Source organism: Aeromicrobium sp. Leaf289, assembly GCF_001423335.1.
In the GTDB taxonomy this organism is placed as follows: domain Bacteria; phylum Actinomycetota; class Actinomycetes; order Propionibacteriales; family Nocardioidaceae; genus Aeromicrobium.
Window position 1 is genome coordinate 122,860 of sequence record NZ_LMNK01000001.1, and the last position, 14,805, is coordinate 137,664.

The 14,805-nt window shown below is 71.4% G+C and carries 15 protein-coding genes; 9 read left to right on the forward strand and 6 right to left on the reverse strand.

What is annotated here, in order from left to right:
* Positions 1–52: 52 nt before the first annotated feature.
* From metH to ASF37_RS00660, 3 genes are all read left to right on the forward strand, one after another.
* A complete protein-coding gene (gene metH, locus ASF37_RS00650; RefSeq protein WP_235497772.1) occupies positions 53–3,700 on the forward strand; it encodes a methionine synthase in 3,648 nt (1,215 codons plus the stop codon).
* Positions 3,701–3,782: 82 nt separating this feature from the next.
* Positions 3,783–4,628 carry a PAC2 family protein gene (locus ASF37_RS00655; protein WP_235492966.1) on the forward strand — a complete coding sequence of 282 codons (846 nt, stop codon included), beginning with the start codon at positions 3,783–3,785 and terminating at the stop codon, positions 4,626–4,628.
* 28 nt (positions 4,629–4,656) lie between these two features.
* Positions 4,657–5,358: a DUF2786 domain-containing protein gene (locus tag ASF37_RS00660; protein ID WP_056577355.1), complete on the forward strand. Its 702-nt coding sequence runs from the start codon at positions 4,657–4,659 to the stop codon at positions 5,356–5,358.
* On the opposite strand, the gene ASF37_RS00665 is transcribed toward ASF37_RS00660, so the two are convergent.
* Entirely contained in the window at positions 5,348–5,821 is a 474-nt protein-coding gene (locus ASF37_RS00665; protein WP_156366959.1) for a hypothetical protein, read from the reverse strand. The genes ASF37_RS00660 and ASF37_RS00665 overlap by 11 nt on opposite strands.
* Positions 5,822–5,864: 43 nt before the next feature.
* Positions 5,865–7,082, reverse strand: a complete 1,218-nt coding sequence (mshC, locus tag ASF37_RS00670) for a cysteine--1-D-myo-inosityl 2-amino-2-deoxy-alpha-D-glucopyranoside ligase (RefSeq protein WP_056577350.1) — start codon at positions 7,080–7,082, stop codon at positions 5,865–5,867.
* Positions 7,083–7,208: 126 nt separating this feature from the next.
* On the opposite strand from mshC, the gene ASF37_RS00675 reads away from it, so the two are divergent.
* The 3 genes from ASF37_RS00675 (at position 7,209) to corA (ending at position 9,351) form a co-directional block, all read left to right on the forward strand.
* Positions 7,209–7,478, forward strand: a complete 270-nt coding sequence (locus ASF37_RS00675; RefSeq protein ID WP_055968192.1) for a hypothetical protein — start codon at positions 7,209–7,211, stop codon at positions 7,476–7,478.
* A 1-nt stretch (position 7,479) separates the two neighbouring features.
* Positions 7,480–8,313, forward strand: coding sequence for an FHA domain-containing protein (locus ASF37_RS00680; RefSeq protein ID WP_055968189.1), 834 nt, complete (start codon positions 7,480–7,482; stop codon positions 8,311–8,313).
* A 78-nt stretch (positions 8,314–8,391) separates the two neighbouring features.
* Entirely contained in the window at positions 8,392–9,351 is a 960-nt protein-coding gene (gene corA / locus ASF37_RS00685) for a magnesium/cobalt transporter CorA (protein ID WP_055968186.1), read from the forward strand.
* Between the two features lie 3 nt (positions 9,352–9,354).
* Here corA and ASF37_RS00690 read toward each other — a convergent pair whose 3' ends face one another.
* A complete protein-coding gene (locus ASF37_RS00690) occupies positions 9,355–10,047 on the reverse strand; it encodes an SDR family oxidoreductase (protein WP_235497767.1) in 693 nt (230 codons plus the stop codon).
* Between the two features lie 10 nt (positions 10,048–10,057).
* A complete protein-coding gene (locus ASF37_RS00695; RefSeq protein ID WP_056577345.1) occupies positions 10,058–10,897 on the reverse strand; it encodes an undecaprenyl-diphosphate phosphatase in 840 nt (279 codons plus the stop codon).
* Between the two features lie 48 nt (positions 10,898–10,945).
* Between ASF37_RS00695 and ASF37_RS00700 the strand changes: the two genes are divergently transcribed.
* Together ASF37_RS00700 and ASF37_RS00705 are read left to right on the forward strand one after the other, a co-directional pair.
* On the forward strand, positions 10,946–11,905 hold the full coding sequence (locus ASF37_RS00700) for an aldo/keto reductase (protein WP_056554606.1): 960 nt from the start codon (positions 10,946–10,948) through the stop codon (positions 11,903–11,905).
* A 1-nt stretch (position 11,906) separates the two neighbouring features.
* Complete coding sequence (locus ASF37_RS00705; protein WP_369797013.1) at positions 11,907–12,110, forward strand: DUF5703 family protein; 204 nt, start codon at positions 11,907–11,909, stop codon at positions 12,108–12,110.
* A gap of 57 nt (positions 12,111–12,167) precedes the next feature.
* Here ASF37_RS00705 and ASF37_RS00710 read toward each other — a convergent pair whose 3' ends face one another.
* Positions 12,168–13,478, reverse strand: coding sequence for a M20/M25/M40 family metallo-hydrolase (locus tag ASF37_RS00710; protein ID WP_056577342.1), 1,311 nt, complete (start codon positions 13,476–13,478; stop codon positions 12,168–12,170).
* A gap of 9 nt (positions 13,479–13,487) precedes the next feature.
* Complete coding sequence (locus tag ASF37_RS00715; protein WP_156364791.1) at positions 13,488–13,886, reverse strand: SRPBCC family protein; 399 nt, start codon at positions 13,884–13,886, stop codon at positions 13,488–13,490.
* A gap of 36 nt (positions 13,887–13,922) precedes the next feature.
* Between ASF37_RS00715 and ASF37_RS00720 the strand changes: the two genes are divergently transcribed.
* Positions 13,923–14,798 (forward strand): MoxR family ATPase, encoded by an 876-nt coding sequence (locus ASF37_RS00720; RefSeq protein WP_056578538.1) that lies wholly within the window; start codon positions 13,923–13,925, stop codon positions 14,796–14,798.
* Positions 14,799–14,805: the final 7 nt, after the last annotated feature.

The window sequence follows — 14,805 nt, forward strand, 5'->3', positions numbered from 1 at the left end:
CGCGGACCTGACCGCTCGACTGAGCGAGCGCATCCTGGTGCTCGACGGCGCCATGGGCACCGCGATCCAGCGCGACCGTCCCGACGAGGCCGGGTACCGCGGTGAGCGCTTCAAGGACTGGCCGAGCGACGTGGTCGGCAACAACGACCTCCTGACGCTCACCCAGCCCGACATCGTCGCCGGCATCCACCGCGAGTACCTCGAGGCCGGCGCGGACATCATCGAGACCAACACGTTCAACGCCAACGCGATCTCGTTGCGTGACTACGACATGGTCGAGCTCGCCTACGAGCTCAACTACGAGGCCGCCGCGCTCGCGCGTCGCGAGGCCGACGCCGTCGCCGAGGCCACGGGTCGGCCCCGCTACGTCGCCGGCGCCCTCGGGCCGACCACGCGGACCGCGTCCATCTCGCCCGACGTCAACGACCCCGGCGCCCGCAACGTCTCCTACGCCGAGCTGGTCGACGCCTACGCCGAGGCGACCCGCGCCCTGCTCGACGGCGGCAGCGACCTCGTCTTCATCGAGACCATCTTCGACACGTTGAACGCACGTGCCGCGATCTTCGCGGTCGAGACCGTGTTCGAGGAGTACGACCGCCGGTGGCCCATCGTCATCTCCGGCACCATCACCGATGCCTCGGGACGCACGCTGTCCGGGCAGACCACGGAGGCCTTCTGGTACTCCGTCCGGCACGCGAAGCCGCTCCTGGTCGGCCTCAACTGTGCCCTCGGCGCCGAGGAGATGCGCCCCTACGTGGCCGAGCTCTCGCGCCTGGCCGACTGCTTCGTCTCCTGCTACCCGAACGCCGGGCTGCCCAACGCCTTCGGCGAGTACGACGAGACGCCGGACCAGACGGCCGCCGTCCTGCGCGAGTTCGCCGAGGCCGGTCTCTACAACCTCGTGGGTGGGTGCTGCGGCACGACGCCCGACCACATCGCGCACATCGCGGCGACGGTCGAGGGCCTGCCCCCGCGGGTGCCCACGACGGTCGATCCCGCGCTGCGGCTCTCCGGGCTCGAGCCGCTCGTCGTGACCCCGGAGTCGCTGTTCGTCAACGTCGGCGAGCGCACCAACATCACGGGGTCGGCCCGCTTCCGCAACCTGATCCGCGACGGTGACTACGACACGGCGCTGGCAGTCGCCCTCCAGCAGGTGGAGAACGGCGCGCAGGTCATCGACGTCAACATGGACGAGGGCATGATCGACGGGGTCGCGGCCATGGACCGCTTCCTCAAGCTGGTGGCCGCCGAGCCCGACATCTGTCGCGTCCCGGTCATGGTCGACTCCTCCAAGTGGGAGGTCATCGAGGCCGGGCTGCGGGTCCTGCAGGGCAAGTCGATCGTGAACTCGATCTCGCTCAAGGAGGGCGAGGAACCTTTCCGCGAGCACGCGCGGCTGTGCCGCAAGTACGGCGCGGCCGTGGTCGTGATGGCCTTCGACGAGGACGGTCAGGCCGACAACCTCGAGCGCCGCAAGCAGATCTGCGAGCGGGCGTACCGGATCCTCGTCGACGAGGTCGGCTTCCCGGCCGAGGACATCATCTTCGACCCGAACGTCTTCGCGGTCGCCACGGGCATCGAGGAGCACGCCGAGTACGGGATCGACTTCATCGAGGGCACCCGCTGGATCAAGCAGAACCTGCCCGGGGCCCTGGTCTCCGGTGGCGTGTCCAACGTGTCGTTCTCGTTCCGCGGCAACAACGCGGTGCGCGAGGCCATCCACGCCGTGTTCCTGTTCCACGCCATCCAGGCGGGCATGGACATGGGCATCGTCAACGCCGGTGCCCTGGTGGTCTACGACCAGGTGGACGAGAAGCTCCGCGAGCGGATCGAGGACGTGATCCTCAACCGACGCGACGACGCCACCGAGCGTCTGCTCGAGATCGCGCAGGACTTCGCCGGCACCGGCGAGAAGGCCGAGGCCGCCAGCGAGGAGTGGCGCTCCCTGCCCATCGGCGAGCGGATCACCCACGCCCTCGTCAAGGGCATCGACGCGCACGTCGAGGCCGACACCGAGGAGCTGCGCGCCCTCATCGAGGAGCGCGGCGGCAAGCCCATCGAGGTCATCGAGGGGCCGCTGATGTCCGGCATGAACGTCGTCGGCGACCTGTTCGGGGCCGGCAAGATGTTCCTGCCCCAGGTGGTCAAGTCGGCCCGGGTCATGAAGAAGGCCGTCGCCTACCTGATCCCCTACATCGAGGCGACCAAGGACGCCGCGGACCAGGGTCGCAGCAACGGCACCGTCATCATGGCCACGGTCAAGGGCGACGTCCACGACATCGGCAAGAACATCGTCGGCGTGGTCCTGCAGTGCAACAACTACGACGTGATCGACCTCGGGGTCATGGTGCCCGTCCAGAAGATCCTCGACGCCGCGCGCGAGCACGACGCCGACGCGATCGGCCTGTCCGGCCTCATCACGCCGTCCCTCGACGAGATGGTCACCGTGGCCGGCGAGATGGAGCGGCAGGGCTTCGACGTGCCGTTGCTGATCGGGGGTGCCACGACCTCGCGTGCGCACACCGCCGTCAAGGTCGACGAGCGGTACCACGGCCCGGTCGTGTGGGTGAAGGATGCGTCCCGCTCGGTGCCGGTCGTCGCGTCGCTGCTCTCCGACGAGCAGCGCCCGCCGTTCCTCGAGGCGCTCAAGGACGACTACGACGGCCTGCGCGAGCGCCACGCCGCCCGTCAGGACACCCGCAAGCTCCTGTCGATCGCCGACGCCCGCGCCGCCCGCACGGTCGTCGACTGGTCGGAGTACTCCCCCGCCGAGCCGCAGTGGGAGGTGGGCGTCCCGCACGTGCTCGACGACTACCCGCTCGCGGAGCTGCGCGAGTACATCGACTGGCAGCCGTTCTTCAACGCCTGGGAGATGAAGGGACGCTTCCCCGACATCCTGCACAACCCGGCCACGGGCGAGGTGGCCTCCAAGCTGTACGCGGACGCCCAGGAGATGCTCGACCGGATCATCGAGGAGCGCTGGATCACCGCCCGCGGAGTCGTCGGGATCTTCCCGGCGAACGGGTCGGGCGACGACACCGTCGTGTACGCCGACGAGCAGCGTGAGGAGGTCGCCGCGACCCTGCACCACCTGCGCCAGCAGACCGAGCACCGCGCCGGCGTCTCGCACAAGAGCCTGGCCGACTTCGTGGCACCGGTGGAGACCGGTCTCCCCGACCACGTCGGCGCCTTCGCGGTGACGGCCGGCCACGGGATCGGCGACAAGATCACCGAGTTCAAGGAGGCGCTCGACGACTACAGCGCCATCCTGCTCGAGGCGCTCGCCGACCGGCTCGCGGAGGCCTTCGCCGAGCGCCTGCACGAGCGGGTGCGTCGCGAGATCTGGGGCTACCAGCCGCAGGAGTCGCTCGACAGCGACGCCCTCATCGCCGAGAAGTACGTCGGCATCCGCCCGGCGCCCGGCTACCCGGCCTGCCCCGAGCACACCGAGAAGAGCACCCTGTGGGACCTGCTCGAGGTCGAGAAGCACACCGGCATCGAGCTCACCGAGAGCATGGCCATGTGGCCGGGCGCCTCGGTGAGCGGCTGGTACTTCGCGCACCCGCAGTCGCAGTACTTCGTGGTCGGGCGACTGGGGCGCGACCAGGTGGCCGACTACGCCGAGCGCAAGGGCTGGACCGTCGAGGAGGCCGAGCGCTGGCTCTCACCGAACCTCGGCTACCGCCCCGACAGCGAGTAGGGCACGTGGCGGCCCGGCACCCCCGCCGGTGCTGTTCGCCGCCCCGGGCCCGGCACCCCCGCCGGGCCCGTAGGGTGGTGACGTGCAGTCGATCCCCCCTCTGAACGATCCCTGGATGGTGGCGGCGTTCGAGGGTTGGAACGACGCCGGTGACGCCGCGTCGTCCGTCGTCGACCACCTCGTCGACGAGTGGGACGCGCAGGTCCTGGCCGAGCTCGACCCGGAGGACTACTACGACTTCCAGGTCTCGCGCCCGATCGTCCACCCCGACGAGGACGGCGCCCGGGTGCTGCACTGGCCCACGCCGACGCTGTTCCATGCCCGCCCCCGGTCGTCCGATCGTGACGTCCTGCTCTTCAAGGCGCCCGAGCCGAACTTCCGCTGGAAGGGCTTCTGCTCGACCGTGCTCGGCCTGGCGAGGCTGGCCGGCGTCACCGAGGTGGTCACGCTCGGTGCCCTGCTGGCCGACACCCCGCACACGCGGCCGGTGCCGGTGAGCGGCTCCACCATCGACCCGGTCCTCGCCGAGCGTCTCTCGCTCCGCCCGTCCAGCTACGTCGGACCGGTCGGCATCAACGCGGTCCTGGGCGACGTGGCCTCGGCCGAGGGCCTCCCCGCCATCTCCTTGTGGGCGGCCGTGCCGCACTACGTGGCCGACCCTCCCTGCCCCAAGGCCACCCTGGCCCTGCTCGGCGCCCTGGAGGACGCGGTGGGTGTCGCGCTCCCCCAGGGGTCGCTGGAGGAGATGGCGCAGGCGTGGCAGCACGGCGCCGACGACCTCATGGGCCAGGATCCCGAGATCGCCGAGTACGTCGCGGAGCTGGAGAGCGAGCACACCACCGACGAGCTGCCCGAGGCCAGCGGCGACGCGATCGCGCGCGAGTTCGAGCGGTACCTGCGTCGGCGCAACGTCGACGGCGGGCCATGAGCGGGCCTCGCCTGAGGGTCGTCGAGGCGTGAGCGAGGACGCCAAGCTCCGCAAGATCCGTCAGCTGCTGGTGCTGGCCGAGGACCCCGGGGCGACGCCGGCCGAGGCGCAGACGTGCCGCGACAAGGCCGAGCGGCTCATGGCGCAGTACGGCATCGACGCCGCGCTGCTGGCCAAGGACGGGCATCGCGCCGTCGGGATCGTCGACGCCTTCGTCCGTCTCGACGCGCCGTACGTGCGCGACAAGGCCACCCTCGCCGTGCACGTGGCCCACGCGATGCGCTGCCAGTCGGTGCTGGTGGGTGCCGAGCCCTGCATCTCGGTGCACGTGTTCGGGCTCGAGGCCGACGTCCGGTGCACCGAGATCCTGGTCACCAGCCTGCTGCTCCAGGCCGCCCACGAGCTCGCACGGGTCGAGATCCCGCGCGGCGAGCACGTCGCCGCGTTCAAGCGGTCCTGGTGGCAGGGGTTCTCCCAGGCGGTCTACGTGCGGCTGCGGACCGTCGAGGACGACGCACGAGCGCAGGCACAGGCCGGGCGCGACGACGGCGAGCCGTCGGTCGAGATGGTGCTCGCCGACCGCAGCCACGAGGTCGAGCAGGTCATGCACGACCGTTACGGATCGTTGCGCCGGGCACCCCGACGTCGCCTGAGCGGCACCGGCATCGACCACGGCTACGCCAGCGGTGAGCGGGCCGACCTGGGCCGCGGCACGTCGCTCACCCCCTGACGACGGCCGACTCGATGCGGAGGAACGCGCCGGTGCTCGTGGCGGACCACCAGCCGGGACGTGCCCGCCCCGGCGCACGAGGGTGCTCGGGACGTATCGACCCGATGTCGAGCAGTGCGGTCGGCACGACCGAGCACGGGCTGGTCTCTCCGCCCGCGTCCAGCGCAGCGACCACCCAGGTTCCGGTGCGCAGGGCCGGTCCACCGCCGGCGTGCCGATGGCGGAGCTCGACCTCGGCGGCGACGTCCCTGCCCACCCAGATCTCCTTGACCTCGACGGAGAGGAGCGCGGGATCGCCCGACCCACCTGGCCGGAGATGGCTGACGACCGCGAGGACGAGCGAGGTCGGTCGCTGCTCGGCGAGCCCGATGCAGGAGAGGGCACCCGCAGGCGCAGGTCCGCCCAGCGGTGCGAGCAGCCCCAGCGTCGAGCCGAGGACGACCACACGTCGAGAGGGGCTCACACCCCCTTCTGTCCCGAGCCGGCGGTTCGTCTCGTCGTGAGTGCTAGAGCGCCACGCCGAGCAGGGCGTCGACCGCGGCCCGGACCTCTTGCGACGCCTCGGCGTCGGTGCCGTCGAGTGCGGTCCACGCGTCGACGGCCTCGAGGGCACGGGGCGCGTCGAGGTCGTCCGACAGCGCTGCTGCCAGGTCGGCGACGAGCGCGCCGGCCGGAGCCCCGGTCGGACGCTCGACGGCCGTGCGCCAGCGGCGCAGCCGCTCCTCGGCCTGCGTGAGGTCGGTGTCGAACCACTCCCAGTCGCTGCGGTAGTGGTGGGCCAGCAGGGCGAGCCGGACGGCCATGGGGTCGGTGCCGGCTTCGCGCAGGGCCGAGACGAGCACCAGGTTGCCCTTGCTCTTGGACATCTTCTCGCCGTCGAGGCCGACCATGCCGGCGTGCACGAACGCGCGGGCGAACTCCTCGCCCGTGGCCACGCGAGCCTCCGAGGCCGACATCTCGTGGTGCGGGAAGGCGAGGTCAGAGCCACCGCCCTGCACGTCGAAGTCCGTCCCGAGGTGCTGCAGGGCGATGGCGGCGCACTCGATGTGCCAGCCCGGACGCCCCGGCCCGAGGGGGGACTCCCACGACGGCTCCCCCGGGCGGGGGGCCTGCCACACGAGGCAGTCGAGGGGGTCACGCTTGCCGACGCGGTCGGGGTCTCCCCCGCGCTCGCCGAAGACGGCCCGCATGGACTCCTCGTCGAGGTTCGAGACCGATCCGAAGGCGGCGTCGGCGTGCACGTCGAAGTAGAGGTCGTCGTCGACCCGGTAGACGGACTCGCCGAGGCGGGCGACCAGGTCGGTGACGAGGTCGATGGACTCGACCGCGCCCACGTAGTGCTGCGGGGCCCGCATGCGCAGGGCGGTCATGTCGGTGCGGAACAGCTCGGTCTCCCGCTCGGCCAGCGCCTGCCAGTCCTCGCCGGTTGCCTCGGCCCGCTCGAGCAGCGGGTCGTCGACGTCCGTGACGTTCTGCGTGTAGACGACGTCGAGCCCACGGGCCAGCCACTGGCGCTGCAGCAGGTCGAACGTCAGGTAGGTGGCGGCGTGCCCGAGGTGGGTGGCGTCGTACGGCGTGATGCCGCAGACGTACAGCCGGGCCGTGGCCTCGGGAGCGGAGTCCACGAGCGAGCCCGACCGGGTGTCGTGAAGACGCAGGGTGGGCATCTGGTCCCGGGCCGCTGGATCGATCGTGGGGATCTCGGGACCGGTCCAGGCACGCATGGGTCGAGCGTATCCGTCGGGGCACGACGCTCGCCCGTCGCGTCCTCGAGCGGGACGTCCCCGTTCGAGTTGCCGTCGAGTGTGAGCCTCGTCACCCTGGAGGAACCCGCTTCGAAGGAGCCCCCGATGACCAGCACACCGTCCTCGCCCCGCGACCTCAGTGGCCAGACGTCCGGCCCCCAGCCCGTCACCGACTGGACCGACCTCGGGCGGGAGATGTGGGAGTACCTGACCGGGCGCGGCGCCGCCGTGAGCTACGAGCTCAAGGACCTCGAGGTCGAGGTGCCGCGCGACACCGGCCCGGACGCCCCGCGCGCCCTCTGGAAGTTCAACGGCACCGTCAGGGTGACCACGAGCGACGACGAGATGCCCGGCGCGGACCCGGCGCGGGGCTGACGTGAGCGGCCTGCGCGCTCTCGTCGACGTCGAGGTCGCCACGCCCGGGGGCACGCCGGTGACGGCCCAGGTCACGGCCGTGGGCCGACGCGTCTCGTTCCGCACCGCCGACCTGGGTGCCTTCGCCGCCGGGCGGACCGGAGGTGACTTCCGGACGGTCGCACGTCGCCTGGCCGAGTCCGACGTCGTCCTGGAGATCGCCGACGAGGTCGGCCCGATCCTGCGTCTCGGCGCCGTCCGCGAGCGCTTCTGGCACAGGCTGGCCACCGGCACCTCCCACGTGCAGATCGTGCGCTGGCGCGCCGCGGCCCGGCTCAAGGCACGCGCGGTCACCGGCGCCGGCGACGCTCTCGCGCTCCCGCCCCCGATCGCGTGGCCCGACCTGCCGACGGCGCCGTGGGCGCGGCGACGCGTCACGACCACCCACGACCCGTACGGCGGCGGACACCCTCGTCTGTACCTGTCCGACACCCGCGTCCCGGCCACGGGCCGCGAGGTGCGAGTCCACCACCTGGCCCTGGGCGAGACGACGGTCGGGTCGACCGCGGACGCCGACCTGTGCCTGGACGGTGTCAGCGACCTGCAGGCCGTCATCACGCGCACCGACACCGACGAGTACGTGATCGGTGCCCGCGGACGCCAGACTCCGACCTTCGTCAACGGTCGCGAGCTCCCCGTGCAGACGCTGCGGACGGGGTGTCGCATCGAGATGGGCCCGTGGCGCCTGACCTACGTGCGCGACGAGTTCGCCGACCACGGTCGCCCCTTCGGCGGACGCATCGGCGGGGAGCTCGGTCACCAGCGTCCGCAGGACCCGCCTCGTTACCAGCGCTGAACCCTCCCCGAGGTGATCCGCGGCGGGCCGTGCGGCACGTCGCGAAGCGGATCGGCCTCGTGGGGCCAGAATGAGCACGTGATCGTCGACTGCGCCACCTACCGCGACGGTGCCCGTCAGGACACCTCCCACGACGCGGACGCCCTGCGCGAGACCCTCGCGACCCTCGGTGCGGGCGAGTTCATCTGGATCGGCATGGCCAATCCCCGTGCCGACGAGCTGAGCCGGGTCGCCAGCGCCCTCGACCTGCACCCGCTCGCCGTGGAGGATGCCCTCGAGGCGCACCAGCGCCCGAAGGTCGAGCGGTACTCCGACCACCTGTTCGCGTCGCTGCGCAGCGTCACCTACAGCGACGACGACATCCGTACGCACGAGGTGAACCTGTTCCTCGGCGGGCACTTCCTGCTGACCGTCCGCCACGGTGGCGAGTCGCTGCGCGAGGCGCGCAAGCGTGCCGAGGCCGTCAGCGACGCGATGTCCCACGGGCCGACAGCAGCCTTCCACGCCGTCATCGACACCATCGTCGACCACTACGAGGACGTCGCCCGCGAGCTCGAGCAGGACGTGGAGGAGGTCGAGAGCTCGGTCTTCTCCACCGAGCGGACGAGCGACTCGACGCGCATCTACCGGCTCAAGCGCGAGACGCTCGAGTTCCGTCGCGCGGTGCTGCCGCTGCGCGAGCCGGTGCAGCGGTTCGCGAGCGTGGCCGTCCCGGAGGATGCCCGCCCCTACTTCCGCGACATCGCCGACCACCTCGCGAGGGCGGCCGAGGCGATCGACGCGATCGACCACCTGCTCGACAACGCGCTCAACGCCCACCTGGCGCAGCTCTCGGTCCAGCAGAACGAGGACATGCGCAAGCTCACCGCGGGCGCCACGATCTTCGCCGTCCCCACCGCGATCGCCGGGATCTACGGCATGAACTTCGAGCACATGCCCGAGCTCACGTGGACCTACGGCTATCCGCTCTGCCTCGCCCTCATCGGCGGCCTCTGCCTCTACATCTACCGCCGGTTCAAGAAGTCGGGCTGGCTGTAGCGCTCAGGGACCCTTCGGGTCGAGCGTGGGACGGATCGAGACGGTCTCGAACTGGGCCTCGGGCGGTGCGTCGACGGCGGTGCGGACCGCGGCCGCGATCGTCTCGGGAGCGATCATCCGCTCGGGGCGACCGCCCTCACGACGTTCGAGGACGGCACGACCCATCTGCGTGTCGACGATGCCGGGGTGGATCGACACCACCCGCACGCCGTTCTCCCGCTCCTCCTCGCGCAGGCAGTCGCCGAACGTGCGCAGCGCGAACTTCGAGGCCGAGTACACGCTGTTCCCGGGGGTGGAGAACAGGCCGGCACCGGAGTTGACCAGCACGACCGTGCCGCTCGCGCCACGGAGTGCTGGGAGGGCGCGAGCCGTGAGGTGCGCCACGCCGAAGACGTTGGTCTCGAACACGTGGCGCCAGTCGCCGCGCGAGACCTCCTCGACCGTGCCGTGCTCCGAGATGCCGGCCGCGTGCACGAGGACGTCCAGACGGTCCGGCAGGACGGCGGAGTCCACCGCGTGCTCGTCCGCGACGTCGAGGACGAGGACGGCGGCACCGGCGAGGCGGTCCGCGACCGCGTGCAGGCCGTCGGCGCCGCGGCCGACAAGCACGACGTCGTGCGTGCGGGCGAGGTCCTCGGCGACGGCGAGACCGATGCCGCGGGAGGCGCCGGTGACGAGGGCGGTGGGGCGGCTCACGTCGACCACCTCAGGCCGACGTCGAGACGCCGGCACCGATGACGCCGAAGGCCAGCAGGGCGAGCACGAGGGTGCCGAGCGCGATCCGGTAGACGACGAACGGGGCGTAGGAGTGCTTGCTCACGTACTGCAGCAGCCAGTGGATGACGGCCAGCCCCACCACGAACGAGACGACCGTGCCCACGAGTGTCGGGCCCCACCCGTAGGCGTTCTCGCCGCCGGGCACGTCCTTCAGCTTGTAGACGCCGGCGCCCACGACGGCCGGGATGGCCAGCAGGAAGGCGTAGCGCGTGGCCGCGGCCCGCTCGTAGCCGAGGACCAGGCCCATGCTGATGGTCGCGCCCGAGCGGGAGACCCCGGGGACCACCGCGGCGGCCTGCGCCAGGCCGAGGGCGATGGCGTGGGTCAGGGTCAGGGACTCGATGGGCCGGGTGCGTCGTCCGACCCGTTCGGCGATGCCGAGCACGATGCCGAGGGCGACGAGCATGGTCGCGATGACCCAGAGGTTGCGGAAGTCGCGGTCGATGAGGTCCTCGAGGGCGAGACCGACGAGCACGATCGGCAGGGACCCGATGATGACGAACCAGCCCATGCGCCACTCCGGCAGCGCCCGGGCGTCGGCCGAGACGAGACCCTTGAGCCAGCCCGTGCCGATCGTCCAGATGTCGCGCCAGAAGTAGAGGACCACCGCCAGCTCGGTGCCGATCTGCACGACCGCGGTGTAGGCGGCCCCGGGATCCTCCCACCCGAGGAACCGCGGGATGATCGCCAGGTGGGCACTGCTCGAGATGGGCAGGAACTCCGTCAGCCCCTGGACGAGGCCGAGCACGACAGATCGCAGGACATCCACCCTGCGAGCCTAGACGCCGGGCGCCAGGGGCCCGACTAGGGTGCTGCCATGCAGGAGCGTCACGTCGGCCACTCCGGTCTGCAGGTCTCGCGACTGGGCCTGGGGACCATGACCTTCGGGTCGCAGGTCGACGAGCTCGAGGCCGAGGACCAGCTCACCGCGTTCCTCGAGGCCGGTGGGACCTTCGTCGACACCGCTCCGGTCTACGGCGAGGGTCGGGCCGAGGCGCTCGTGGGCGACCTGCTCGCCAAGCGTGGGGTGCGCGACGACGTGGTGCTCGCCAGCAAGGCCGTCGTGGGCCTGCGCCGCGGCCAGGTCGTCTCGGACGCCTCGCACGGCCACGTGCTCGCCCAGCTCGACGCCTCCCTGCGTGCGCTGCGGACCGACCACCTCGACCTGTGGCAGCTGCACGCCTGGGACCCGCTCACGCCGTGGGAGGAGACCCTCGCGGCACTGGAGCACGCCGTCTCGAGCGGTCGCGTGCGGTACGTCGGCGTGTCGAACTTCTCCGGGTGGCAGGTCGGCGTGGCCCGGACCTCGGCCACGCGTGCGCTCGGTCCGCTGCTCGTCTCACACCAGGTCGAGTACTCGTTGCTCAACCGCACGATCGAGGACGAGGTCGTCCCCGCCGCACAGCACCTCGGGCTCGGCACGATCGCCTGGTCCCCGTTGGCCCGCGGGGTGCTGACCGGCAAGTACCGCTCCGGCGTCCCCTCGGACTCCCGCGCCGCGGTCCCGCAGTGGGAGCACTTCATGGCGCCGTACCTGTCGCCCGAGTGCGCCCCCGTCGTCGAGTCCGTCGTCAGGGCCGCCGAGGGACTCGACGTCTCCCCCGCCCACGTGGCCCTGGCCTGGGTGCGGGAACGGCCGACGGTCGCCACCACGCTGCTCGGCGCCCGGACGACGGCCCAGCTGCGGACGCTGCTCGCGTCCGAGACCCTCGACCTGCCCGCGGAGATCGTCTCGGCCCTCGACGACGTCTCCGCACCCCACGCCTGGGAGGACTGACGTGGCCCTGCGCAACGCGACGGTGGAGTACGAGTTCTGGGACTTCGCGCTGCCGCGGACGCAGTCGCGCTCGGCGGTCTGTCGGCTGCTCACCGACGCGGCCGAGTTCCAGGGCTGGGAGCTCGACCGGCTCCGCAAGGACCCCTCGGGGCGGCGCACCATCAGGCTGCGGCGCAAGATCATCCGCGTGCGCGCCACCATCTAATTGATTTATTGTTGATATTCCAAGATCAGCACATTCTTTTCGTGCTCCGGGAGCGCGTCAGACCAGGTCGAGAAAGCGATCGAAGACCCGGGAGCCGAATTCCAGCGCGTCGACCGGAACTCTTTCGTCGACGCCGTGGAACAAGGCCGTGAAGTCCAGGTCACCCGGCAGGCGAAGCGGCGTGAAGCCGTACGACGTGATGCCGATCTTGTCCCACGCCTTCGCGTCGGTGCCGCCGGACATCAGGTAGGGCGCGATGTGTGCGTCGGGGTCCTCGGCGTGCAGCGCGACCGTCATGGCGTCGACCAGGTCGCCGTGGAACGGGTACTCCAGGGCGCGGTCGAGGATGTAGGGCTCCACGCTGACCCGGTCGCCGACGATCTCCTGCACGGCGGGCATGAAGGACTCCGCGTGGCCGGGCAGGTACCGGCCGTCCACGTAGGCGACAGCCTCCCCCGGGACCACGTTGTGCTTGTAGCCGGCCTGCAGCATCGAGGCGTTGGTGGAGTTGCGCAGCCCGGCGCCCAGCATGCGGATCGCCGGACCGACGTGCGCCAGGAGCGCGTCGGGGTCGTTCGCGTCGTCTCCGGTGAGCTCGGCGATCTTCGCCAGGAGCAGCTCCATGGACGGTCCGGGAGTCGCCGGCCACGCGTGCTCCCCGATGGCCACGAGCGCGTGGGCGAGGTGGGTGATCGCGTTGTCGGGCTGGCGCATGGACCCGTGCCCGGCCGTGCCCCTGGCCGTCAGGCGCATCCAGCTGATGCCCTTCTCCCCGGACTCGATCAGGTAGAGGCGCTGGCCGCCGACCTCGATCGAGAAGCCGCCGACCTCGCCGATGGCCTCGGTGCACCCCTCGAACAGGTCGGGGCGGTGCTCCACGAGCCAGTGGGCCCCTTCGCGCCCGCCCGCCTCCTCGTCGGAGGTGAACACGAGCGTGATGGGACGGTCCGGGACGGCGCCCGCACGCTGACGTGCCCGCACCACCGACAGCAGCATGGCGTCGAAGTCCTTCATGTCGACGGCGCCGCGTCCCCACAGGTAGCCGTCCTTGACCTCTCCGGCGAAGGGATCGACCGACCAGTCGTCGGCCTGCGCGGGCACGACGTCGAGGTGCCCGTGCACGAGGAGTCCGTCGCGGCTCGACGTCTGGTCGCCCCACCGGGCCACGAGGCTGGCGCGACCGGGCGCGGCCTCGATGATCTCGGACTCGATGCCCACCTCGGCGAGCAGCGCGGCGACGTGCTCGGCGGCCTTGCGCTCCCCGGGGCCCTTCCCGTCGCCGTAGTTCGACGTGTCGAGCCGGATCAGGTCGCGGCAGATGTCGAGCACCTCGGTGTCGACGGCGTACGGCGCTTCAGGAGTCCCCATGCGTCGATCCTAGGTGCGCAGCAGATGGTCGACCACGCGGCCGAACAGCGCACGACCGGCGGCCTCCTCGACGCCGGCGGCGAACCGCGGGACGCCGAGCCAGTGCGCCTCCTCGCGCCACCGGACACGCGATCCCGACGTCGTCGGCTCGACCGACAGCTCGGCCCAGCCCTTGACCACCCGGCCACGCTTCTCGATGCGGCAGAAGGTCGGCGGCTCCCACGTCACGATGTCCATGACGTCGTCGAAGCCGACCGGTCCCACGGCCGTGCGCGCCACGAACCCCGTGTCGCTCGGCCTGATCCGTGTGAGCGGGACGACCTCGCCATGACGTTCCCAGTCGGTGAGCCGCGCGAACACGTCGGGCGGTGCCATCGGTACCTCGCGGACGACCTCGAAAGCTCCCACGGCACGATGGTAGGCACCAATGCCGGAAGGGGCACGATGGCCACCACGAACTTCAGCTCGGTCCAGGACGTCACCGAACGTCTGGCCGAGGTCGGCTACCTCGCCTCGGACGCGGTGTCCACGACCGTCTACCTCGCGTCGGTGCTCGGCAAGCCACTGCTGGTCGAGGGTCCGGCGGGCGTCGGGAAGACCGACCTGGCGCGCGCCGTGGCCGAGTCGCAGGGCGCGGAGCTGGTGCGCCTGCAGTGCTACGAGGGCGTCGACGAGGCGCGTGCCCTCTACGAGTGGAACCACGCCAAGCAGCTGCTGCGCATCACGGCCGGGCGCGACGAGTCGTGGGACGAGGCGCGCACGGACGTCTTCAGCGAGGAGTTCCTCCTCCCCCGGCCGCTGCTCACGGCGATCCGACGGACGGAGCCCACGGTCCTGCTCGTGGACGAGACCGACAAGGCCGACGTCGAGATCGAGGGTCTGCTCCTCGAGGTCCTGGGTGACTTCCAGGTCACCGTGCCGGAGCTCGGGACGATCCGTGCCACGCGACGACCGTTCGTGGTGCTCACGTCCAACGCGACCCGGGAGCTGTCCGAGGCGCTGCGCCGACGCTGCCTGTTCCTGCACGTGGACTTCCCCGACGCCGCGCTCGAGCGGCGCATCGTCGCGCTCAAGGCGCCCGGCCTCGACGACGCCGTCTCGGAGTCCCTCGTGCGGGTCGTCATCGCCCTGCGCGCGCTGCCGCTGCGCAAGGCGCCGTCGGTCTCGGAGACGATCGACTGGGCGCAGACGCTGCTGGCGCTCGGTGGCCGGCTCGACGACGAGGCGGTCGACCAGACCCTCGGCGTGGTGCTCAAGCATCGCGAGGACATCGACAAGGCGCGCGACGCGCTCGACGTGCGCGCGGTCCTCGAGGCCTGAGCGGGCC